This is a genomic window from Veillonella sp. 3310 (assembly GCF_003999875.1).
In the GTDB taxonomy this organism is placed as follows: domain Bacteria; phylum Bacillota; class Negativicutes; order Veillonellales; family Veillonellaceae; genus F0422.
This window is the reverse complement of sequence record NZ_RQVJ01000002.1, coordinates 244578-267364: the sequence shown is the minus strand read 5'-3', so window position 1 is coordinate 267364 and position 22787 is coordinate 244578. Positions and strand designations below refer to the sequence as shown.

The 22787-nt window shown below is 39.2% G+C and carries 22 protein-coding genes and 3 tRNA genes; 5 read left to right on the top strand and 20 right to left on the bottom strand.

All coding sequences use genetic code 11. From position 1 onward, the window contains the following. Positions 1 to 13 precede the first annotated feature (13 nt). Complete coding sequence (gene thiT / locus EO127_RS04795; protein ID WP_127448227.1) at positions 14 to 568, bottom strand: energy-coupled thiamine transporter ThiT; 555 nt, start codon at positions 566 to 568, stop codon at positions 14 to 16. Between the two features lie 257 nt (positions 569 to 825). Here thiT and guaC point away from each other — a divergent pair, with 257 nt between their 5' ends. Further along, complete coding sequence (guaC, locus tag EO127_RS04790; RefSeq protein WP_127166164.1) at positions 826 to 1812, top strand: GMP reductase; 987 nt, start codon at positions 826 to 828, stop codon at positions 1810 to 1812. 212 nt (positions 1813 to 2024) lie between these two features. Here guaC and EO127_RS04785 read toward each other — a convergent pair whose 3' ends face one another. The 5 genes from EO127_RS04785 to EO127_RS04765 all read right to left on the bottom strand — a co-directional run bounded on the left by EO127_RS04785 (position 2025) and on the right by EO127_RS04765 (position 6609). Then, positions 2025 to 2810 carry an enoyl-CoA hydratase gene (locus EO127_RS04785; RefSeq protein WP_127448226.1) on the bottom strand — a complete coding sequence of 262 codons (786 nt, stop codon included), beginning with the start codon at positions 2808 to 2810 and terminating at the stop codon, positions 2025 to 2027. Positions 2811 to 2820: 10 nt separating this feature from the next. Continuing rightward, positions 2821 to 3501, bottom strand: a complete 681-nt coding sequence (locus EO127_RS04780) for a PepSY domain-containing protein (protein ID WP_127161175.1) — start codon at positions 3499 to 3501, stop codon at positions 2821 to 2823. Positions 3502 to 3703: 202 nt separating this feature from the next. Then, positions 3704 to 5245: a nitrite/sulfite reductase gene (locus EO127_RS04775; protein WP_127448225.1), complete on the bottom strand. Its 1542-nt coding sequence runs from the start codon at positions 5243 to 5245 to the stop codon at positions 3704 to 3706. A 143-nt stretch (positions 5246 to 5388) separates the two neighbouring features. Beyond that, on the bottom strand, positions 5389 to 5877 hold the full coding sequence (locus EO127_RS04770) for a DnaA ATPase domain-containing protein (RefSeq protein WP_127448224.1): 489 nt from the start codon (positions 5875 to 5877) through the stop codon (positions 5389 to 5391). Between the two features lie 9 nt (positions 5878 to 5886). Next, on the bottom strand, positions 5887 to 6609 hold the full coding sequence (locus EO127_RS04765) for a class I SAM-dependent methyltransferase (RefSeq protein WP_127448223.1): 723 nt from the start codon (positions 6607 to 6609) through the stop codon (positions 5887 to 5889). Between the two features lie 234 nt (positions 6610 to 6843). Here EO127_RS04765 and EO127_RS04760 point away from each other — a divergent pair, with 234 nt between their 5' ends. The 4 genes from EO127_RS04760 (at position 6844) to EO127_RS04745 (ending at position 11145) form a co-directional block, all read left to right on the top strand. Next, entirely contained in the window at positions 6844 to 7755 is a 912-nt protein-coding gene (locus tag EO127_RS04760) for a Fic family protein (RefSeq protein WP_127448222.1), read from the top strand. Between the two features lie 848 nt (positions 7756 to 8603). After that, the gene (locus EO127_RS04755; protein WP_127448221.1) at positions 8604 to 9311 is read left to right on the top strand and encodes a nicotinamide mononucleotide transporter; all 708 of its coding nucleotides are present in this window, start codon (positions 8604 to 8606) and stop codon (positions 9309 to 9311) included. A 226-nt stretch (positions 9312 to 9537) separates the two neighbouring features. Beyond that, a complete protein-coding gene (locus tag EO127_RS04750; RefSeq protein ID WP_127448220.1) occupies positions 9538 to 10632 on the top strand; it encodes a transposase in 1095 nt (364 codons plus the stop codon). Between the two features lie 27 nt (positions 10633 to 10659). Beyond that, entirely contained in the window at positions 10660 to 11145 is a 486-nt protein-coding gene (locus EO127_RS04745; RefSeq protein ID WP_127448219.1) for a transposase, read from the top strand. A 170-nt stretch (positions 11146 to 11315) separates the two neighbouring features. On the opposite strand, the gene EO127_RS04740 is transcribed toward EO127_RS04745, so the two are convergent. The 14 genes from EO127_RS04740 to alaS form a co-directional block, all read right to left on the bottom strand. Beyond that, a complete protein-coding gene (locus EO127_RS04740; protein ID WP_127448218.1) occupies positions 11316 to 12050 on the bottom strand; it encodes an adenylate/guanylate cyclase domain-containing protein in 735 nt (244 codons plus the stop codon). Between the two features lie 13 nt (positions 12051 to 12063). Then, positions 12064 to 12621 carry a hypothetical protein gene (locus EO127_RS04735; RefSeq protein WP_127448217.1) on the bottom strand — a complete coding sequence of 186 codons (558 nt, stop codon included), beginning with the start codon at positions 12619 to 12621 and terminating at the stop codon, positions 12064 to 12066. A 323-nt stretch (positions 12622 to 12944) separates the two neighbouring features. Further along, positions 12945 to 13021, bottom strand: a tRNA-Arg gene (locus EO127_RS04730). Between the two features lie 103 nt (positions 13022 to 13124). Continuing rightward, positions 13125 to 13198 (bottom strand) — tRNA-Gly (locus EO127_RS04725). A gap of 11 nt (positions 13199 to 13209) precedes the next feature. Further along, a tRNA-Pro gene (locus EO127_RS04720) sits at positions 13210 to 13286 on the bottom strand. Positions 13287 to 13599: 313 nt separating this feature from the next. Next, complete coding sequence (locus EO127_RS04715) at positions 13600 to 15690, bottom strand: DUF4261 domain-containing protein (protein WP_127448216.1); 2091 nt, start codon at positions 15688 to 15690, stop codon at positions 13600 to 13602. A 35-nt stretch (positions 15691 to 15725) separates the two neighbouring features. Continuing rightward, a complete protein-coding gene (locus EO127_RS04710; RefSeq protein WP_127448215.1) occupies positions 15726 to 15989 on the bottom strand; it encodes a DUF4911 domain-containing protein in 264 nt (87 codons plus the stop codon). A gap of 27 nt (positions 15990 to 16016) precedes the next feature. Continuing rightward, a complete protein-coding gene (locus tag EO127_RS04705) occupies positions 16017 to 17249 on the bottom strand; it encodes a U32 family peptidase (RefSeq protein WP_127068142.1) in 1233 nt (410 codons plus the stop codon). Positions 17250 to 17252: 3 nt separating this feature from the next. Next, positions 17253 to 17849 carry an O-methyltransferase gene (locus EO127_RS04700; protein ID WP_127448214.1) on the bottom strand — a complete coding sequence of 199 codons (597 nt, stop codon included), beginning with the start codon at positions 17847 to 17849 and terminating at the stop codon, positions 17253 to 17255. Continuing rightward, entirely contained in the window at positions 17839 to 18846 is a 1008-nt protein-coding gene (gene mltG / locus EO127_RS04695; protein ID WP_127448213.1) for an endolytic transglycosylase MltG, read from the bottom strand. The genes EO127_RS04700 and mltG overlap by 11 nt, the downstream gene beginning before the upstream one ends. A gap of 233 nt (positions 18847 to 19079) precedes the next feature. Beyond that, the gene (locus tag EO127_RS04690) at positions 19080 to 19352 is read right to left on the bottom strand and encodes a DUF1292 domain-containing protein (protein ID WP_009352989.1); all 273 of its coding nucleotides are present in this window, start codon (positions 19350 to 19352) and stop codon (positions 19080 to 19082) included. A gap of 10 nt (positions 19353 to 19362) precedes the next feature. Continuing rightward, positions 19363 to 19773 carry a Holliday junction resolvase RuvX gene (gene ruvX / locus EO127_RS04685; RefSeq protein ID WP_127448212.1) on the bottom strand — a complete coding sequence of 137 codons (411 nt, stop codon included), beginning with the start codon at positions 19771 to 19773 and terminating at the stop codon, positions 19363 to 19365. Then, positions 19773 to 20033 (bottom strand): IreB family regulatory phosphoprotein, encoded by a 261-nt coding sequence (locus EO127_RS04680; protein WP_126939627.1) that lies wholly within the window; start codon positions 20031 to 20033, stop codon positions 19773 to 19775. Before EO127_RS04680 ends, ruvX begins: the two co-directional genes overlap by 1 nt. Before the next feature lie 52 nt (positions 20034 to 20085). Next, positions 20086 to 22695 (bottom strand): alanine--tRNA ligase, encoded by a 2610-nt coding sequence (gene alaS, locus EO127_RS04675; protein ID WP_127448211.1) that lies wholly within the window; start codon positions 22693 to 22695, stop codon positions 20086 to 20088. Positions 22696 to 22787: the final 92 nt, after the last annotated feature.

Genomic DNA, 22787 nt, shown 5'->3' with positions numbered 1-22787 from the left:
CCTAGCTCTTTTCTTATTTATGAGTCGGTGTCACACGACCTAATCCACGCATTACTGGCACATATAACAACGCTAATACCACTAAATTAATCACCATGTCTGGCAACATATATGTTGCATTATACGTTAAAGAGTAAATCCAAGGGCTTGTTCCCTCTGGTGCATAGGACCCAAACACTACCACACCGCTAATGGCAGACATAGCAAAGCGAGTTAAGATTGCATAAACAGCCCCAAAGAAGGCTTTCCCAGTACCAGAACCGCCGAAGAAACCAGCAATACCGATCGCACCATAGGCTAGGATATAGTCCAATACGATACTCATATAATGAATAGAGAATTTAAATCCCAATAGAAAATGAACAATTCCATAGGCAATACCAGTTAAGATGCCCGCACGACCACCCCAACGATAGGCATAAATTAACAATGGCACCAAGTTAGCTGCTTTCACAGCGCCACCTTGTGGCATTTGATAGATGACATACATACTTAAAATTTGAGCCATAGCAATAACTAGACCGCCTTCTACTAACATTTTTGTTTTGCTTGAACTTGTATAACTCATATCTATCTCCTTTTCACACTATAATACATTGAAATACATTATCAAATTACTTTTATTTATTCTTTATATTGTATCACTTTTAATCTATTTTTATCTATATATTTTTTCACAAAACAGGGCATTCCCCTAGTACAAATTAGCATATCAAAGATGACTAAGTATATCCGCCCCCTTGTTGCCAAGATAGGAGGTCTTATGTATAATAGATAAGGATTATGTCGTAATCCCAATTCTGTCTATTTAGGGGGCAACAAATAATGATCAATACTACAAACATTTTCGATTATGAAGACGTGCAATTGATACCGAACAAGTGTATCGTATCTAGCCGTAGCGAATGTGACACAACTGTGAAACTGGGAAATCGTACGTTCCGTTTACCAATTGTGCCAGCTAATATGCAAACTATCATCGATGAAAAGTTAGCCAAAGAATTAGCTGCTAAAAACTACTTCTATATCATGCACCGCTTCCAACCTGAAAAACGTTTGGCTTTTGTAAAAGACATGCATGAGGCAGGTTTATTTGCATCTATTTCCATCGGTGTTAAACCAGAGGAATTTGCATTCGTAAACGAATTAAAAGAAGCAAATCTATGCCCAGAATATATTACCATCGATATTGCTCACGGTCATTCCAACAGCGTTATCGATATGATTCAACACATTAAACGTGAACTTCCTGAAAGTTTCGTTATCGCTGGTAACGTAGGTACACCAGAGGCAGTTCGTGAACTAGAAAATGCTGGAGCTGATGCTACCAAAGTAGGTATCGGACCTGGTAAAGTGTGTATTACAAAATTAAAAACTGGTTTTGGTACTGGTGGCTGGCAATTATCCGCTGTTCGTTGGTGTGCCAAAGCAGCTACAAAACCTATCATCGCTGACGGCGGTATCCGTGACCACGGTGACATTGCCAAATCCATCCGTTTCGGCGCTTCCTTTGTTATGATTGGCTCTTTATTCGCTGGTCATATCGAATCCCCAGGTAAAGAAGTAACTATCGATGGCGTTACATATAAAGAATACTTCGGTAGCGCTTCCGAGCACCAAAAAGGGGAACGCAAAAACGTAGAAGGTAAAAAAATTACGATCCAATCTAAAGGCAGTATCTTCGATACATTGACTGAAATGGAACAAGATTTACAATCTTCTATCTCCTACGCTGGTGGTACTACACTACAAGCTATCAAAAAAGTTGACTACGTTATCGTTAAAAACTCCATTTTTAACGGCGACCGTTAATCACAACTATACGAGGACTCTTCTCTAGGAGAGTCCTCTTTTTTTATCCCCAGCACCGGTTAATATCTTTTCGCCCTTACCCTTTAAATATTATCCTCTGGCTACAGATACTACGCTATCTTCAAGTATCTTATCCCTACCGCAAGAAGAATGCAATCCTCATAAAATAAAATGTTGAGAACACCATCTACTGGTATCCTCAACATTTTTTCTTATTTAAATTTTGGTCGTCTTCCTTCTGCAAAGGCACGCACACCTTCTCGGAAGTCTTCTGTGGCTCCTAAAGAGTTTTGAATCTTCACTTCTAATTCTGCATATTCTTCAAAATTAGTAAAGAAACTAGCCCACATCATTTGCTTCATAGCACGGAAGGAGTGAACAGGACCTTTTGCCAAGCGTTGCACCAAGCGATTTGTAGTACGCTCTAGAATCTCTGGTTCGCACACCTTATAGACGAAACCATATTCCTTACCTTTTTCAGCAGTTACCGCTTCTCCTGTCATAGCCAGTTGCATAGCGCGATTAATACCTACCGCGCGGCTTAACAAGTACATGCCACCTGCATCTGGAGCTAAACCTACATTCACAAAAGCTTGAATAAAACGACTATTCGTAGATGCCACGCACATATCCGCTGCCAACACCATATTGAAAGCCGCCCCTGCTACAGCACCATCGGTACACATCACAACAGGCTTTGGTAGCTGTTTCATAGCTAAAGAAATTTGCATCACCAAATGAGTAATTTCAAATAAAGATTCTGTATCATCTTCCTCTACAGCGCGTTTCATTTCTGTTAAGTCTCCACCTACAGAAAAGACTTTGCCTTCTGCTTTGAACACCAACACACGAGCCTCGTCCGTTTCTTTTACTATGCGAATTGCATCAAGAATTTCTTCACACATCGGCACATTAAAGCCATTCTGCACTTCTGGACGATTAAATGTGATGGTTGCCACATTACTTTCAATGGTAAATATAATATTATTATATGTCATACGTCACCTATTATAATGTTTTTGTAGGATCTGCCTCAGTGTCTTCTGGCTCTTGTTGCAATGTAAATGGCTTACCTACCCCATCATTACGCAAACGATCTGCTTTGATTTTAGCCCAGTCAATCGGCGCACCTTTTTCAAGTGCCTTTCCAGTGACAGCATCTACTTTCACACTATATTCTTTTTCATCTGTATCTTGGGTACGAACAATGTACACCACTTCATTATTTTCCGCTTTGATTTCCCATCCTCTAGTGAAAGAGCCTTCTCCCACTAAACCACGAGCAGCTACTTCTGCTTCTTTTGGAGAAATTACTTTTAATGGATTGAACACCTTGGATGCTACATCTTTTGCTTTGCTAGAGCGGAATTCACGTACTACCTTACCAGTAATAACATCCACATCAATAGTAATTTTTTGTTTTGGTGTATAACCTACCACCACGTACTGATAATTACCTTTGGATGGATCTAATGTAATAGAGCTAACCGCTGCTTTTACATAACGGCCCACAAAGATACCTGCGACTTCACGCATGGACAATACCATGGATTGACCTGGTTGGCGCACCACCACAGTTTTATCATTTAAATTAGAATATTCATTGATTTCAGCATGCGCTTGTGGGGCTACTGCAAAAGTTGTAGCAAATGCCATAGCGCCTACTAATGCTAATGTACTTTTTTTCATTGGACTCTCCTATATATACTTCTATGAACAAAACTTACATGACTATACTCCATGAAGCTTGCATTCTCAATCTTGAGATATCTCTTTCATTATACCGTATCTATCGTAATTCTTCAATACAATACAGCTCCTATATCAACCGATACTCACGAGGCGAAAAGTAAAAAACGCCCTTACCTAAGTAAGAACGTTTTTATATACATTATAAATATTTTGCCAATATAGATTGTAATCCCTCTGGATGCGCCGCATTCCAAGTATCATAATCTTGACCAGCCGCTTCAAGTGTTTTCACTAAATCGATAAAGAATTTAGGGATATCCTCCACAGTAATCACGCCTAACTCATCAGACATACGTTGTCCTTCTACTTCGCCATTACCATTTACGAACACTTTGAAAGCTGGTTGAGGTTTTTTATCCACCACTTTTGTAAATCCATGGAAACCTAGTTTGCCTACTTGGTGAGTGCCACAGGAAGATGGGCAACCAGATACATGTAATTGTGGCAAGCGATCTGTAGATAAACCAGCGCCTTCAACTGCTTCTTTGATTACTTTCACAAGTCCAGAAGAATCTTGGAAACCAATTTGACAAATCGTAGCACCTACACAGGATACCGTATTTTCAAAACTATTTTTCGCATGTGTATTACCGATAATGGCTGCTACTGCATCTGCTTCTTCACCTGTTAAGTTTACGATATATACAGATTCATCACCGCAGATACGGATTTCTGTATCTTCTAAGCCACCTACGTAATCAAACAATTTCACAAATACATCCATCGGTGGTGTACCCACCAATGGTTTGTATTGAATATAATACAAACCTTCTTGTTTTTGTGGTTCTGCTAAAGATGTAGTTGGCGTAGTAGTACCTACTTTTTTCACTGTATATAGCTCTACGGACAATGTTAAGTCATGAGCCGCTTTCGATTTTGCTAAATATTCATGGTATGCTTTACGGAATTCCTCTTCCCCTAAACGTTGCGCAATAAAGCGAGAACGTGCTTTACCACGATTCTTAAAGTCACCTAATTCATGATACAAATGTAACATACCTTCTACGTGATGTAGTACCTCGTTAGGATTAATATCTTCATCCACTAAGAAACCAAAAGCAGAACCGCCACCGATACCGCCGCCAGCGTAAACATCGAACTTGCCATTTTCTTTTGCCAAAAATCCTAAGTCTTTATAGTTCGCATGACCTTCATTATCGACTACAGAAAAACCGATTTTATACTTACGTGGCAAAGCTAGTGTACCAATCAAAGATACAGCGTATTCACTGACCGCTTGTAAATAGGGAGTCACAGCAAATGGTTCAGCTGGATGTACACCATGCAATGGGCTAGCTGTTACATTACGTAAGTTATCTCCACCAGTACCACGGTTATAGATATCATGTTCAAAACATTCTTTGTACAATTCTAAAATTTGCTCACCTTGCAATTTATGGAATTGAATACATTGACCTGTTGTGAAATGTACATATTTTAAATCATATTTTTTAACTGCATTCACTAAGAATTTCATTTGGTATGGAAGAATACGGGATCCAAAAAACCGTAACCGCAACATCGCACTTTCAAAGCCTCGTTCTGCATAACTGCCGAATCCTCCACCAATGCCTTTGAAATCTTTAGGAGCAATTTCTTTCGAAAAGAAACCTTCAATTCCCTTTTGAAACTTTTCAAACTCCCCTGCAAATCGTTGTCGTACTTCTTCTGAAATAGCCATTATACTTTCTCCTCTCCTGAGCACTCGCTCAATAGAAACCTCTCCTAGTAAGTATAACAGATATTAAAACTGATTTCTATACCTTGAGATCCGCCTTTTTTCATAGGTTATACGACTTTTTTATACCTTATAATAACTGATTTCTATTCTATGAAAGCTACCACACTATCAGTTAATTCATTTTGCAATTCATTGGAGCGATCTTCGGAATCAAAACTGTCATCAAAGGTGACTGCCATACGACGCCCTTTTGCCTTCATACCAAGTACAAGACGCATAAACATCTTCTTAGCTCCTTCATCATCACTATACACAATGTCCTGTACATCATCGACCAACAATAGATGTAATTTACAATATTCTTCCATATAATCTGCTACTTCACCATAGGTCACGCTGTCATTGTATTCTTTCATAAACTGCGCTCCCGTCACATAACGTACACGAATAGCTGCATTCTGCTTCACCGCCTCTTGTTCCATGGCTTTCAATAGGTGCGTCTTACCCACACCAGATTGACCAAATAGAAATAGCACTGGTTCAAAGCATTTTGTGAAATCAGTCATCGCTAAAGCAGATGCCATACCAAATTTATTCTGTTCTGTTACATTAAAAGTTTCAAATGTTTGCATACTAACTCCTTATTTCCTTGCCACAATGGAAAACAGTGGCACTGGATTATATAATTCATTTTCTTCATCATAAATGCGGCTGCTCACCGCCATATCTAAATACACTCTGGAAAATCCTGCCTTGCGCATCATGTGTACATCCCAGTGAGGACGGTCCATACGACTGATGGCAAGTTCCTCTGTTATGGCAATGCATTCCTGCATCGTTGTGTTGGAAACACCTTCATGAATATGATGGTTCGCCACTACAGGAACTTTCAATTCTACACCATAATCGCCATCAATATTGATAAGCACACCCTTGGGCGCTAACACACGATACCACTCTTTATAGGCCGATTCCACATCAGGCAGTGTCCATGTTACATTACGAGCTACAATCACATCGAAAGAATCATGGGGAAACTCTAACTGCATGGCATCCATACAGTGAAAGTCTACCGTACCCGCTAAGGAATCCTGTAATTCCAAAGCTTGCTCCTTCGCCACTGCGATCATCTCTTCCGTTAGATCCACACCTGTCACAGAATATCCTTGTTGTGCCAACAAAAAAGCAAAAAAGCCTGTGCCCGTACCTAAGTCTAAAATACGTTGATGATGATCTTTAATATGTGGCGTAATCTCTCGAAGCCAACGTGGCGCCAAATCAGATGTTAATTCTTTTTTACGAAGTGCTCCAAACTCAGCACTGCGCCCTTTCCAGTAGGCAATAATCCTATCTCGTATCGTCATAGATCCTCCTTGTATCACATCGTATTATACCATGAGGAACGGGGCTTTGTATGTAGCTAGAGTCACGAACAGCTGTGTCGTATATTCTTTCATTGTGCATTACCTGTGGGGTGCGTATCTCTACTCGTTGGGATTGCATCTTTACTTTTTGGCATTATATTTGTACTCTCGGGTTTAAAATCTTTACTTTTTGTGCGTTTTTTTATATGATAAGTAAAGATTATGGAGGTGTACATGTATAATTACCAGGGACTCATCAACCTATTAGAAAAGAATAACATCCGCAAATCAAACTTAACAGAATTACTACACATGTCTTCAAGAACCATTGCGAAAATCGGAAGAGGAGAAAAACTTTCACCATCAGTGATACACAAATTATGTGAGTACTTTTCTTGCTCTCCAACAGATCTCTACACACTAGAGTCTGACAATCCCATCCTTAAACAATTACGAGAAGAAAAAGACCATAAAATCTCTGGTGGACTCTACCACGAACTCCAAGTGCGTATGACCTATAACTCCAACCATATAGAAGGTAGTAAATTGAACGAAGAGCAAACTAGACATATCTTTGAAACGAATACTGTTCACGGGGAAGAGAGTCTGTCCGTTGATGATATCATTGAAACTATAAACCACTTCAGAGCCATCGATTACTGCATTGATATTGCCGAAAATCCATTAACAGAAGCGATTATTAAACACCTTCACTACCTATTAAAAAGTAACACCAAAGACGAAACACTTCCTTGGTTCAAAGTAGGAGACTACAAAACACGACCGAATGCAGTCGGTGGTAAGGAAACATCAAAACCTGAGCAAGTAGCAGGTGATATACAAAATTTATTAGCATGGTATGCAAACAAAGAATACATTTCATTTGAAGATATTGTAGAATTTCATTTCCGTTTTGAACGCATCCACCCCTTTCAAGATGGGAACGGTCGTGTAGGCAGACTCATCGCCTTTAAAGAATGCCTCAAATATAATCTAATCCCATTTATCATCGAAGATAGGAAAAAACATTTTTATTATCGAGGCTTAACAGAGTTTTTACGTGAGCCAGGCTACCTCATCGACACCTGTTATGATGGACAAGACACTATCAAACGCTTACTAGAATACCTTGAGATTCCACACTAAATAACATAGTTACAAGTAGTATTTTTTCTTAACATATGCTACAATATGAATATAAAAAGAAGAGCCATCAACGTGTGAACGGCGTTAGGCTCATCTCAATGGTTAAACAAAAATGGACCTAACGTGTGAGGTGTTCCAGACCTCTTTTACGTTAGGCCATTTTATTATTTAAGTAAATCAATAAAATAAATAAGTAATTCCAAAGCTAAAATGATCAAATAAAACTTTTCAAACTTGGTCATACTATCACCCCCTCCCGTAATAGGAAGAGATGATTTCAACTCACGTCGATGGCTCTTTAATTTCATAATAGCATAAATCACACAAAACGTTGATAATAATTAGCAAAACCGTGAGGAACGCAGTTATGCGTAGAAACCTTGTGGCACCCATATTGACTAAATTACATAAAAACAAAACGAGAGCGACATATTCTGGAGCAAACCTAACCACTGTATCAGTTTGCGGAGGAATATGTCGCTCTCGTTCATTTAACTGTTCAATGCGTGCCACAAGGTTTCATAGTATAGCAAGAGACGATTCATAGCGAAACAAGAGACAAATTTTTTGTAACCAATTCAGTGAAACTTTCACTAGCATCACTAGCTTACGAACGGTTACCATCTTTATTTGAGATATTCCTACTAAGTATGTTATGATTAAACATGTGGTAGAAATCATAATTTGTTATATACGAGCATACTCGTAGATTTCTTATACAGAAACCTAATACTTCTACTATGCCTGTTGCAATGATATATCTAGTGTTTCTATTATATATATTATATATATTACCTATAAACTCACACATTCATACAAGTTTATACTCTCATGGAAAGGATACCTTTATGAAACAGTATTTAAAACAATTTGCTATTTCCAAGTGGTTTGATGTACTCGGTGTCGCACTTGTAGTGGGGATTGCCATTTCTGCTGGTTACCTGAACTCACGTCTTGAAAAATTTGTAGATTGGGGGCCTTGGACCGCTCTCGTTCCCTTTGGTCTTATTTCTGTTATTAACGTCGGCATTTCTATGTTGTCAACACGATTTACAGGACAGCTCAACAAATGGGGGAATTACCTCGGCATTGTGAATACTATTCTATCCGGTGCCATCGATTTTATTTTAGGAAATAAAGCAGCTATCATTACTTATCCTGTTACTTTCATTATCTATACCTTTGCCATCAAAAAGTGGAAAGCATCCCACGAAGGTATTCCTAATACAATGAATTCTTCGCAAAAACGACTAGTTGCTAGCATTATCACCATCATTGCTTTCACTATTTCCAGCGTTGCCAATTACATAGGCTTTGGCGGTCATATGAACTTTTTATCCATCCTAACCACCATCGTATTTGCCTTCTCACTCATTGCGAACCTTTTTAACGCGCTAAAATTAGATACACAATGGCCGTTCTGGATGATCTATAACATCGTGCAACTATTGAAAGCTTTCACCCAAGGCAATTTTGCTAACGTTGGCAAATACATATTCTACATAGTCAATGCCATGGGTGCCTTACTATTTTGGAAAGATAGAGAGAAAGCTTAATATTCTTATATCATCATTTTTGTGCATTCTTATGATAGCATTTATAGCACAATCTGAACTATCCGCTTATTTAGGTTAAATACGTAGTTAAACAAAGAGGCTGTAACAAAATAGCTCCAAATAAAATAGAGGAAAGTAGATCAAAAAGTATCAACTTTCCTCTATTTTTTATATTTTAATAAGCAAAAGGGTCCAGAAGGACCCTTTTCATTGGTATAATGTAATTATGAACAAACCTAATACCAATGCATATAATTATACCAAATTGGCGAGACCTCGCCAACTAGTTTTACCATTGGATTATGGAATTTTGATCAAAGAAACAGCGCCAGTGCAGTTACTTGATGCTGTATTAGAGGAGTTGAACTATACAGAGTTACAGCATTTGTATTCTTCCAAAGGGAGAAAATCTAAAGTTCGACCGCATATTCTGTTTAAGATTTTTATCTATGCTATGTCCGAGGGCGTGTATTCAACACGTGCTATCCAAAAACAATGTGAAGAAAATATACATTACATGTGGCTTTTGCAAGGATATCCTGCCCCAAGTCACATGACATTTCAGCGCTTTTTTGCTCGTTGTTCCTTAGAAGTGATTACGAATTTGTTTACACAACTAATGGAAGCCATTGCAAGAAGAGATACACTTACTTTCAATGAAGTATTTATTGATGGAACAAAGATAGAGGCGAATGCTAATAAATACACGTTTGTATGGAAGAAAGCAATTCAAAAAAGATTAGCTACATTGCCGCCCAAGCTAATTGCTCTACAGCAAGATGTAGCTACTGAGTTAGGGATCGATGTATCCCAGATGAATGATGAATTATTGTGCCATATATTAGCGAAAGAAATTGAACTGCAACAAATTAATTTTGTGTTTGGTAAGGGCAAGCATAAGAGTATACTACAACGATTATATGAAAGAGCAGAAGCTTTAGTAGACAAACGTAAGGGATACGAAGCACATTTAGCCATTATGGGAGAGAGAAATAGTTATTCCAAAACAAACCCTGATGCTACTTTTATGCGTATGAAAGAAGACCATATGCGGAATGGTCAATTAAAACCAGGCTACAACGTTCAAATAGCTGTTCATGCCGAATATATTATGGGTGTGGGTATATTCCATAATCCTAACGATACTAATACATTAATTCCATTTTTGAGTCATTTAGAAAGCTTGCATACTTCTAATTTTAAATATATAGTAGCGGATGCAGGATATGACAGCTACGAAAACCTATTATGGTTAGAAGAAAAAGGATATCTGTCTTGTATTAAACCGAAGGACTACGAACGCTCTAAACAACGCAAGTAGAAAACAGATATTAGTAAAGCTTGTAATATGGAATACCTGTCCGAAGAAGATGCTTTTATTTGCGCTAAAAGTCGAAAGTTACACTATTCTCACCGTCGTAAGAGTAAAAGTAAAACCGGATTTACTTGGGAAAGTAAGGTATACGTATGTGAATCTTGCAATCGCTGTGGATACAAATCTGAATGCCAACGATATGTAAAGAAAAGCACGAAGAGTTCTGCTAAACAAATTTGCATTACTCCAGGATATGACTCAGTATTGCAAGATAACCAGAAAAGAATCTTAAGTTCAGAAGGGATTCGATTGCGTACCAACCGTTCTATACAAGTGGAAGACGCCTTTGGAGTACTAAAACAAGACTTTCAGTTTAGGCGACTACTACACCGTGGTAATAATCATGTACGAAAGATGTTATACCTATTAGTGATGGGATTTAATATCTCTAAACTACACCATAGAATCCAAGATAACAGGATACATACCTCGCTATTCTGCCAAAAAGAAATTGCATAAGCCTAGAAAACAAGCCATTTACATAGGCTTATTTAAGTGCGCCTAAAAATAGAAAAACTACCTAGATGTCTTGTGATACTACTATCTCAAGAACCTAGGTAGTTTCTGTATGTAAAAGGGACTATAACAAAAATGTAAAAAAGTACATTTTGTTACAGCCCCTTCTAACTTTAATTATCTTTAATCCATTCATCCATAGATGTAGCAACAGCATCACTTTCATAATTATTACAGCACATTTCTAAATCATAATATTTATATAAAACTTCTTTATACTCATCTTTTAATCTCGTATATATTACGCTACTAACAATAATATCTTTCCGAATATGTCTTCCTGCCTTATTGGCTAAATGACAAGCATTATTTACTGCCTTTCCCATCCAGACAACATCATTAAGAGAGCTTCCCTTATATCCAGCCTGAATCATTAGAGTTCTACCATAGTCCATACCAATACCAGCTGAAATAGTTTGATATTTTTTCTGACCTAATTTTATATTTATCATCTTCACTAAACTATTTAAACTGGCCGCAATATAAAATACAGAATCAATATCTTCCTTATTAGGTGTTTCAAAGATGCCCCAAACACAATCACCATGAATGCTCACTTCTTTACATTGATTAATAGAAGAGATTAATGCCACACACTCAGATATAAAACTCCGATATATTTTGGCAAGTGTTGGTCTTTGACAAGCCTCTATCAATTTCGATGAGCCTACAATATCAATAAATAGAGCTGTAACATTAACATAATACCCTTTATTATAAGTCAATGTAGCTCTAGAAGGCACTACAGTACCTTTTTCTTCATAATTAGCATTATTAGAATCTAAAATTTCTTGAATTCGCTCCGCACTTTTTTCAATGTTATAAACTATATGATTCTTCACTTCCATATAACGCTCCCCCTTAAATTGAAAAATAGCCAAATCCTAAAAGGATTAATATCAATATAACTCCTAATCCCATGTATCTCATACCATCAGTATAATACATGAATTTTTGATTACATATATCTGCACATATATAAATTTGCATACTAAGATCATCTCTTAATTCTTCTTCACACAAAGATTTTATAGTAGATCTATATGCATCAATTTCATAATTTGCTATATCACCAAAATATAAATTTGATTTATAATCCAAAGAACTCTGATATTTTTCATTCTTCAATCGAGCATATAAAACTTTCAAAAAATAATATATTCCCATAGCAAAAATCAACCATGAGATAAAAGTAAAAAGCAAATAGAATCTTGCAAAACATAGATTTCCACTATAAAAAAATATTGTCCAAATCTGAATTATCTTAGCAATTGAATCACTTGCAAAAAGGACGGTAAATATAACGCCTATCAAAGCAAGAATTGTAGTTGTTTTGGTATCACAATTTTTTATCCACTCCTGATTTTGCTCTAAAACCCAACAAAGCCTTTCTATCGAAATTTCATTTGATTTATTCATTTATTATTCTCCGAAGGTAATAACTCTATATATTAAGTATACCAAATTACTAAAAAAACTGCAGAAAAATATAAAGAAGCGGATAGCTCAATCTGAACTATCCGCTTATTTACTTGGTAATCCAGGAGGGATAGCGGTTAGCTTAGTTATCTAGGAGCATCGCGACGCAGAGAACTTAGCAATAGCATACCCGTATACGTAAGCGACTTAGTGCGCTAGGAGCATAGCGACGACGCACACTTAGTCGATACGATGTTCACCCCGTAGCGTAGCGAAGGGCCCTCCAAATGAAAAAGCACCTTGCCGAAACAAAGTGCTAATGCTGGTGATCCAGGAGGGATTCGAACCCCCGACCCACGGCTTAGAAGGCCGTTGCTCTATCCAACTGAGCTACTGAACCATATGTAATTATATCATGTTATTTTACTGTAAATAATAAAATAACCCATCACATAGACATCGTCTCTGTATGGGAACGTATTAAATACAACAACATGTATAAGTGGAGCGGGTGAAGGGAATCGAACCCTCGCAACCAGCTTGGAAGGCTGGGGCTCTACCATTGAGCTACACCCGCACATAAGAAAATGGTCGGAGCAGCAGGATTCGAACCTGCGACCCCCTGGTCCCAAGCCAGGTGCGCTACCAAACTGCGCTATGCCCCGATATCTTCCATCCATAGTAACGAACCAACTTAACTGTCCTTGGGAAACACTGTTTCGCTACCGTTTGTTACTTACCGTAACAACAAATATATAATATCATATCCATCACATCTATGCAAGTGTTTTTTTATAATTTATTTAACTTTTTTCTAACCTTGCATAGCTCGTAGACATTGAACAGATTAAACGTTTACTAATAATGCACATCATGCTGTTATACAAGCGGAGATATACAACTGATGATACAACAAAAAGGGGCTGTTACTATGTTACATGCCCCTTTCATTATGTATTCCTTACTTTCACCAAGTATTTATTTTTCTTCCGTGTCGTCAAATAAAATTTGTATACTTTGCAATCCATCTGCATGCACTGGTTCATCGATATGAACCGTTAGCTGTTCTTCCTCAGTTCTACCAACGGTCTCACCATCTTGTACCGTTATACCTGATGTCAAGACATAGTCTGCCACAGTTAGCGCATAATTCCAAGCTCGTTCTGGATCCCACGGACAATGTAAAAGCTCAATATTGAGTTGCTTGAACAGTTCCATACCACTAGTGGACAAGGAAATGGTACCATCCTCTTCAAAATCCATATCTACCCAAACCATATTTGCCATAGGTAGCATATCATCTCGTAACTGTTCCGTTTCCTCATGATACTTGGCCCCTTCGTACAGGACGCCATTGGTATATACCGCATTAGCCCCCGTTTGTTCTGTTGCCACTGAAAGTAATTTCGCAAGTAAAATTCCTTCTTCCAATGGATTTCCAGGCCCTTCTACAATGCTAATTGCTACATGACTGGTATGATGAAGTACGGTATCCAATGCATCTTCCCAGAGATAATTTCGGGTAGCCCCTTGCATAACAGCTTCCATAGGCATAGCAAAGGAAAATGGTGCCACCACTACTTTATAATCATCAATCACTAGGAAGTGTGCCTCTTCCATATCCTCTTCTTCCACAGTATCTACATCTTTTGTGGCAATGGCTGCGCGGACCTTCATTCCTTCAGGACTCGTAATAGACTCTATATCCCATTTGCTGAGTAAGTCCTTTTTAAAACGATTCACATCGAACTCTGCATTATCCAATAGCACCATGCCCATAAACCCACGTTTACCAACCATAGGGCCCATACCACCAGTGCTTTCTAGAATTCTTTCCGCTAGATTTCGCATCGCATCAAACAACAGTTGATTCTCTGCGCTTTGTACATCCGCCATATCTATATCTAAACTCATCGTTTTCTGTATGATACTTTCAATTAAAAAATCACCTACACTATTGGATTGCTCTCGCATAAGTACCAGCAAGGCTTCACTGAAAGAAGACCCTAACAGCGTCAATGTATTCGTATCTCCATCAAAATAGATGACTTGACCTACAGCACCAGATTTCGTTGGATTATAATCGATGTACAAACGGGATGCCCGTTCCCCTTCGCCAGTAGCTGCAAAAATGCATAGATCCCTCTGTTTAGAAGCAGCTCGTACTTGTGATGGTTTTACATCGGGCCCCAATACATCCATATTCATTATTTCTCGTCCGTGAAGATCAAATTCCAACATTTGGCGCGCCGATAATAAATAAAATTGTTTATCATCATACATAAACATAGGGAATGTAGCTTTTAATGATGTATATTCCTTTTGGTACGTCCCGTTCACTACATTAAGTAAGAAACTCAGCCCCTCTGGAGTATGTGGATATCGCCGTAATAAATTCATCCATTCTTGAGGCGATACCCCTTTCCACTCGCTTTGAATCACATTCCATACATCAGGCACTAACCCTCGATACACACGGGATATATCTGTCATATACCGTTCGTGAATCGTAAGACCAGAGTCCACCACATCAATAGAAGCCCCTTGTCCCAATGAACTTCTACGAAGGTACTTCTCAATAGTGCTAATCGCAAGATCCTTATCTGCCACATAATAGGTAAAGGTAGCCACCCCTTCCGGGATATGCAATGTCGTAGCACTAACGACACTATTTTCCTCCAAAGCTCTCGAGATTTTTGCATCTAATCGTTTAAACTGTTTAGCATCTCCTAAAGACGCATCCAATACGACATGGATATGATGTAAATTGCCCAATTCAGCAATGACATTTCCTTCTTGATATAACTTAGCACCATACGGTATACCCAGTTCCTCCAAAGAGATGAGTATTTCTTCTACTAATTCATCTCCTTCATCCATGGAAAACCGAAGTACGCAATGGTCAATTTCACCATTCTCTTTATACACAGATTCCCCTTCATGAATGGTGCCTACCTCTGTAAGTTTATGTTCCAATAATACTTCCAAAGAGGCACGGCAAGAACCATCAAATTGAGCCGGAATATATAGTTTATACTGGATTTGTTGCTTCTTTTTTTCTGTTGCCATATCTCTTAGTTCTCCACTCTAGTCACCAATCAATACTATAGATCCAATACGTGGGGCTCTCTTTCAAAACTTACTCCATCCAAGAGAGTCACAGAAACGGGTAGGGATTGCAAAATTTGTCTTGCCAATTCACGGGTTGACTCAGTAGTGCGGACCATGCACAACCCATCTGCATTCACCGTTGTCATCACACCTACGTATTCATACCCTTCTAGAATGCGATTTACATAATTCGTATGTGTTCGGTCAATCTGAAAGTACACATACTGCGGATCATAGACAATGTCCTGTTCTTGCATCTTGTTCCTCCCCTTCTACAACAAGAATTATTTTTGCTTTGTTTCACGGCGCATCATAGAATATTCTTCCAATGGTGTGTCGATGTACAAACGCAATTTCATTTGTGCATGTTTTGCCACATCAATATCATTGCCATCTTCATCAGTGATGCGTGTAATAACGTGTTTTACTAATGGACCATTCGGTTGGCAGAATTCTACCTCTTCGCCCACCTTGAAATTATTACGTTGCTCCATATACGCATAGCCTTCTTCTGCATTGTATCCTTCTACAAGACCAATGAAATCATGAGTTTGCGTATTAGAAGATTTACCATAGTTTTGCGCTTCTTCCCCTGGTTTTTCCATAGCAAAGGCCTCTGTATATGGACGGTGGGAGATTTTTTCTAATTCTGCATACCATTCATCACGTACATACCAATCGTCACCTTCTTCTAAGAATGTATCGATAGCTTCACGGTACACTTTAGATACAGTTGCTGCATAGTGCACAGATTTCATACGACCTTCGATTTTCAAGCTATCTACACCCGCTTTATACAACTCAGGAATGTATTTCAACAAACATAAATCCTTAGAATTAAAGATGTATGTACCATGTTCATCTTCTTCGATTGGGTAGTATTCGCCAGGACGATTTTCTTCCACCAAATTATATTTCCAACGACACGCTTGTGTGCAAGCACCACGGTTCGCATCACGGTTGGTCATATAGTTACTCAACAAGCAACGTCCAGAGTAAGAAATACACATAGCGCCATGGACGAAGGCTTCGATCTCGATATCTGCTTTTTCACGCATGGTTTTGATATCTTCGATGCTCACTTCACGAGCTACCACAACACGAGCTGCTCCTTGTTCTTTCCAGAACTCTGTTGTTAAATAGTTTGTTGTATTTGCCTGTGTGCTCACATGCAATTCTAATCCTGGAGCCACACGTTTCGCCAACAAGAAAATACCTAAATCGGCAACGATGATAGCATCCACTTTGATACTTTCCAAGAATTGTAAGTACTCTTCTAAGCCTGTTAAGTCCTCATTGTGAGGAATAATATTACAAGTAACATAGATTTTTTTGCCATGGCTGTGTACAAATTCTACAGCCTCTTTCAATTGGTCATTGTCAAAGTTAGAGCTTGCTGCGCGCAATCCAAAAGCACGGCCTGCACAATATACGGCATCTGCTCCATAGCGGATGGCCATTTTTAATTTATCCATATTACCAGCTGGGGCTAGTAATTCCATATGTCGTTTTGTCATAGTTTATCCTTTCCATACACTGACACTCATGCCATCTCCCATAGGGTAGATGGTGGTGTTGTAGTGTTCTTTTTGTTCTACATAAGTTAAGTACTCTTGCAACCTCTTCACAATAGTTTTAAAGCGACGTGGCGGTTCTTTATCTCCCCGCACATAGCCACGGAATAACACATTATCTGCTAAAACTACAGCATTATCAGCTAATTTCGGCTCGATCAATTCTAACTGCTTCAAGTACTGACCTTTGGGACCATCTAAGAATACTAAGTCAAAGGGTCCCTCCACAGTCTCTAATAGTTCCGTAGCATCTCCTTTTAATAAGGTAATTTTCTCCCCGTACTCCGACTGCGAAATGAAATGGGTTGCCATCCCATGGCGCACATCGTCTAATTCCATGGTGATGAGCTGACCTTCTTTATCCATATGTTTTGCCAATAACAATGACGAATAACCAATGGCAGTGCCCACTTCCAAGACACGTTTCGGTTTGTACAAGCCGATTAAGTCTTCAAAGAGTTCTACTTCCGATTCTCGCAAAATTGGCACATCATGCAAGAGCGCATAAATGCGTTGTTCATTTAAAATCTCTTTAATTTTCATAAATTTGATCCACTATTTTTAAATGTTCTTCATAGGTTTTTGTGAAATGATGGTGCCCCTCTTTGTCAGCCACAAAGAATAAATACTCTGTCGGTGGCGCATAGAGAACAGCCTCCATGGATTTGATGCCTGGGTTTGCAATTGGCCCCGGTGGCAATCCTTTATGAAGGTATGTATTGTATGGGCTTTCTAGTTTTGTATCCTCAATCGTAATGAGCGGTTTTGGATACCCTAGAATATATTGGATACTAGCGCAAGATTCAAGAGGCATGCCCGTTTTTAAACGTTGGCGGAATACAGCCGCAATGATGGGACGATCTTCATCGAACTTGGCTTCTTTTTCTACCAATGATGCTAATGTGATGAACTCAAAAATAGTCATCCCTTGCGCTTCAATATCTTGTCGCATTTTTGGCGTTAATTGACGATTCATTTCATCCGCCATGATGGCCATTACATCTTCTGCTTTGCTCCCTACAGGAATCTCATAAGTGCTAGGGAACAGGAAGCCTTCTACACGATAGGTCACAGGCTTTGTACCCACCATGTACTCATAGGGCGTATAGGTCTTGCCGTATTCCATGAAAGCATATTGCGTATCGATACCTTGTTCTTCAATGCGTTTTCCAATTTCACCAATGGTAAACCCCTCAGGAATTGTAAGCTTCACCGTTTGTAATCGCCCTTGTTGGAGTAATCCAACAATCTCACTCAAGCTAGAGTGATGAGGAATTTGGTAATACCCATGTTGTAATTTATCCATGGTCCCCGTCAAACGCAAGGCTACACGGAACACCGCAGGTGACGTGATGAGACCTCTTTCATAGAGCACATCGCCAATCTCCGCACCCGTTTGGTTCTCACTAATGACAACCGTTTCTACATCCTCCTTAGAACCACCTGTCCAAGGAATATAATACACACCTGCTAGCACACCAAGTACGGTGACCAACAGAATCGCTACACATCCGTAGATGTATTTTACATATTGTTTCACAGCAATCTCCTTTTCAATGAATACTATATTATACCATTTTAGGAGTATATATAGCAATTTTTCTATATAGCATAGATCAATCTAGGGACTACACTCACCTATACTATATGGCACCACTGCGAAAGTTCTATTAACCTCAGGTCTCCACTACTCCTTTACACAAACCTTACCATACAGAAAAAGGACTGTAACCACACTGCCTATCGACAATCTGTTACAGTCCTTACTAGCGATTAGTCCATTTCTTCGTATAATTTAATGACTGCATCGAATTCTTCATCAGTTGGAGCCACGTAAACTTGTTCTCCTTCTTCTTCATCAATGCGCGCAATAATCACTTCTGGTTCATCATGTTCAGTGTCTTCTTCTGGAGGAAGAGATACTAAAATAGCAAATGCTTTTCCATCATGTTGAATCAGCATTTCTTCTTCATAGTACATTTCTTCTCCATTTTCGTCTTCAATGACAATCACAGATACTTCACCTTCGTAACCTTGTTCGATCATGGTAACCTCCTTATGAACGACTATCTAAATAGCCTTGTAAAATGACAACTGCTGCCATCTTATCAATGACTTCTTTCCGTTTTTTACGACTTACATCAGCGGCGATGAGGGATTTTTCTGCCATCACTGTAGATAGACGTTCATCCCAAAATACAATTGGCGTAGAGATGACTTCTTTCATCTTTTCCACAAAGGCTTCCGTTTTTTCAGCCCGTTCTCCTTTGGTGCCATTCATATTTTTCGGCATTCCTACAACAATGGTGTCTACCTCGTATTCACGGATTAACTCCGCAATGCGCTGAAAGTCTTTTTCGTGAGACGTGCGGCGAATGGTTTCGATACCTTGCGCTGTAATATACAGCGCATCACTGCATGCGACGCCAATCGTCCGACTTCCCACATCGAGTGCCATAATTCGCATTATAATTGTTTCGCTTTCACATACTCTTTTACAAGTTCTTCAATGAGTTCATCACGTTCGATGCTACGAATATCTTTCCGAGCATTGTTATAACTTGTAATATACGTTGGATCTCCCGAAATGAGATATCCTGTGATTTGACTAATTGGGTTATACCCTTTTTCCACTAGTGCTTGAAACACATGTTGGAATACTTCTTCTGGTGTTAACGGCGTAGTTTGTACCGGTTTAATCACCATTGTTTTATCTGAAAGATTCATACAATCCCTCCTTATTATGAGTTTTCTACTGAAAGTCTCATCTATAGTAAGCTTATCCAACCATGGATTGGATGGCTTCTTTACCTGCTGCTAAGGCTTGGTCCATCGCTGCTGGATCTTTACCACCAGCTTGTGCCATATCTGGACGACCACCGCCATTGCCACCAGCTGCTTGAGCTGCTGCTTTTACGATGTTACCGCAATGGATACCTTTGCCTACTACGTCTTTCGTAGCCATGCAGACGAAGTTCACTTTATCGCCACCAGCTGCTCCCAAAAGAACAACGCCGGAGCCGATTTTATCACGAACCATATCTGCCATATCGCGCAATTCACCCATGTCGGATACTGGAACAGACGCTACCACAGCTGTTACATCACCTACTGCAAATTGACCAGCTAAGACACCATCAAGGTTACCGCTATTCAATTCTTTTTTCACTTGATCTAGCTCACGTTCTACAGCTTTTGCATGGTCAAGTACTTGTTGTACTTTGCCTACCACTTCTTGTGGTTTTGCTTTTACAAGAGATGCTACAGATTTTAACGTATGTTCTTCTTGTTGTGCTAAAGCTAAAGCTGCTTTACCTGTCACCGCTTCGATACGGCGTACGCCAGAGCCAATACCACCTTCAGAAGTGATACGGAATTGACCGATAAATCCTGTATTTTCTACGTGAGAGCCGCCACACAATTCGATGGAGAATTCTGGCACAGATACGACACGTACTTCAGAACCATATTTTTCGCCGAACAATGCCATAGCACCTTTTGCTTTCGCTGCGTCGATGGACATAGTTTCTACTTCCAATGTGGAGGCACGAAGAATTTGTTCATTCACCATATTTGTAATCGTTTGTAATTCTTCTGCGGTCACAGGAGAGAAGTGTGTAAAGTCAAAACGTAAGTAGTCTGGTGTTACCAAAGAGCCAGCTTGGTTGACATGGGTACCCAATACGGAACGCAAGGCAGCATGCAATAAATGCGTTGCTGTGTGGTTACGAGCCATATGTTGACGACGTTCTACATCTACTTCAAAAGTGACTTCGTCATTCACAGAGATGCTGCCTTCTACCACTGTACCTACATGGTAGGTAGTGCCTTCTGGTAATTTTTTCGCTGTATGTACTTCTACTTTACCCAATGGGCCAACGATAAAACCAGTATCCCCTAATTGTCCGCCTCCTTCTGCGTGGAATGGAGTCGTTTTTACAATAATCGTTACGTCTTGACCATCTTCCGCACGGTCGATAGCTTTCGCCCCTTCACCGATTAACAATACAGTGGATGCTGTTGCGCATTCATCATCAGAAATATGTTCGTTGGATAAATGCGTAATGTCTGGAGTCGCCACTTTTGCATCTACGTCTTCACGAGCTTCACGAGCACGAGTACGTTGTTCATTCATGGCAGCTTCAAAACCAGCTTGGTCGATAGTGAACCCGGCTTCGTGAGCAATTTCTTCTGTCAATTCCCAAGGGAATCCATAGGTGTCATATAACTTGAATACATCTTGACCAGGTACTGTAGTAGCACCGTCAGCTTTTAATGTATCCAACAATTGGCTTAACATATCAAGGCCAGATGCCAGTGTTTGGTTAAAGCGATCTTCTTCGTTCGCCACAACTCGTTTGACGAAATCTTGTTTTTCCACAATATTCGTAATAGCACCACCCAAGATATCTACTACAATATCTACTAATGGTACTAAGAATGGTCCTTGAATGCCTAATAGACGACCATGGCGAACGGCACGGCGTAAAATACGACGCAGTACATATCCACGACCTTCATTAGATGGTAATACACCATCTGCAATCAATGCTACGATGGCGCGAATATGGTCGGCAATAACTTTCAAAGAAATATCTGTATTCGCATCTGTATGATACGTAACACCTGCTTTTTTTGCTGTAGCTTCGATGATTGGGAAAATCAAATCTGTTTCAAAGTTGCTTTCTTTGTTTTGCAATACAGATGCCAAACGTTCTAAACCAGCGCCAGTATCGATATTTTTCTTAGCCAATGGTTCGTATGTACCTTCTGCAGTGCGATTGAATTGTGTGAACACAAGGTTCCAAATTTCAAGGAAACGATCGCAATCACAACCTGGTGCACAGTTTGGATCGTCACAACCACGTTCTAGCCCTAAGTCAAAGAAAATCTCGCTATCTGGACCACATGGACCTTCGCCAATTTCCCAGAAATTATCTTCCAAACGGCTGATATGGTCTTCTGGTAAGCCGATTTCATTATGCCAAGTATCATACGCTTCTTGATCATCCGGATATACAGTGACATATAATTTTTCTTTGTCTAATTTGATGACTTCTGTTAAGAATTCCCATGCCCAATGGATGGCTTCTTTTTTGAAATAATCGCCAAAAGAGAAGTTACCCAACATTTCAAAGAATGTATGGTGACGTGCTGTACGTCCTACGTTTTCAATATCCCCTGTACGAATTGACTTTTGGCTTGTCGTAATTCGTGTGCAAGGTGGTACTAATTTACCTGTAAAAAATGGCTTCAAAGGCGCCATACCAGCACCGATTAATAATAAAGATGGGTCGTTATCTGGAACAAGAGAATAACTCTCTTGCTTTAAATGTCCTTTACTTTCAAAAAAATTCAAATACGCTTGGCGTAATTCATTTCCTGTCATGGTTTCCCTCCTAAAATTGTCTATTGCCTTTATTATACCACAGATTTTGATGAAAGTATGCATTTAGGTATGGTCATTGACGTATATATGAT

Coding starts and splice junctions, on each gene's coding strand:
- thiT (WP_127448227.1), bottom strand. CDS start 568: ATGAGTTATACAAGTTCAAGCAAAACAAAAATGTTAGTAGAAGGCGGT.
- guaC (WP_127166164.1), top strand. CDS start 826: ATGATCAATACTACAAACATTTTCGATTATGAAGACGTGCAATTGATA.
- EO127_RS04785 (WP_127448226.1), bottom strand. CDS start 2,810: ATGACATATAATAATATTATATTTACCATTGAAAGTAATGTGGCAACC.
- EO127_RS04780 (WP_127161175.1), bottom strand. CDS start 3,501: ATGAAAAAAAGTACATTAGCATTAGTAGGCGCTATGGCATTTGCTACA.
- EO127_RS04775 (WP_127448225.1), bottom strand. CDS start 5,245: ATGGCTATTTCAGAAGAAGTACGACAACGATTTGCAGGGGAGTTTGAA.
- EO127_RS04770 (WP_127448224.1), bottom strand. CDS start 5,877: ATGCAAACATTTGAAACTTTTAATGTAACAGAACAGAATAAATTTGGT.
- EO127_RS04765 (WP_127448223.1), bottom strand. CDS start 6,609: ATGACGATACGAGATAGGATTATTGCCTACTGGAAAGGGCGCAGTGCT.
- EO127_RS04760 (WP_127448222.1), top strand. CDS start 6,844: ATGTATAATTACCAGGGACTCATCAACCTATTAGAAAAGAATAACATC.
- EO127_RS04755 (WP_127448221.1), top strand. CDS start 8,604: ATGAAACAGTATTTAAAACAATTTGCTATTTCCAAGTGGTTTGATGTA.
- EO127_RS04750 (WP_127448220.1), top strand. CDS start 9,538: ATGAACAAACCTAATACCAATGCATATAATTATACCAAATTGGCGAGA.
- EO127_RS04745 (WP_127448219.1), top strand. CDS start 10,660: ATGGAATACCTGTCCGAAGAAGATGCTTTTATTTGCGCTAAAAGTCGA.
- EO127_RS04740 (WP_127448218.1), bottom strand. CDS start 12,050: ATGGAAGTGAAGAATCATATAGTTTATAACATTGAAAAAAGTGCGGAG.
- EO127_RS04735 (WP_127448217.1), bottom strand. CDS start 12,621: ATGAATAAATCAAATGAAATTTCGATAGAAAGGCTTTGTTGGGTTTTA.
- EO127_RS04715 (WP_127448216.1), bottom strand. CDS start 15,690: ATGGCAACAGAAAAAAAGAAGCAACAAATCCAGTATAAACTATATATT.
- EO127_RS04710 (WP_127448215.1), bottom strand. CDS start 15,989: ATGCAAGAACAGGACATTGTCTATGATCCGCAGTATGTGTACTTTCAG.
- EO127_RS04705 (WP_127068142.1), bottom strand. CDS start 17,249: ATGACAAAACGACATATGGAATTACTAGCCCCAGCTGGTAATATGGAT.
- EO127_RS04700 (WP_127448214.1), bottom strand. CDS start 17,849: ATGAAAATTAAAGAGATTTTAAATGAACAACGCATTTATGCGCTCTTG.
- EO127_RS04690 (WP_009352989.1), bottom strand. CDS start 19,352: ATGATCGAACAAGGTTACGAAGGTGAAGTATCTGTGATTGTCATTGAA.
- ruvX (WP_127448212.1), bottom strand. CDS start 19,773: ATGCGAATTATGGCACTCGATGTGGGAAGTCGGACGATTGGCGTCGCA.
- EO127_RS04680 (WP_126939627.1), bottom strand. CDS start 20,033: ATGAATCTTTCAGATAAAACAATGGTGATTAAACCGGTACAAACTACG.
- alaS (WP_127448211.1), bottom strand. CDS start 22,695: ATGACAGGAAATGAATTACGCCAAGCGTATTTGAATTTTTTTGAAAGT.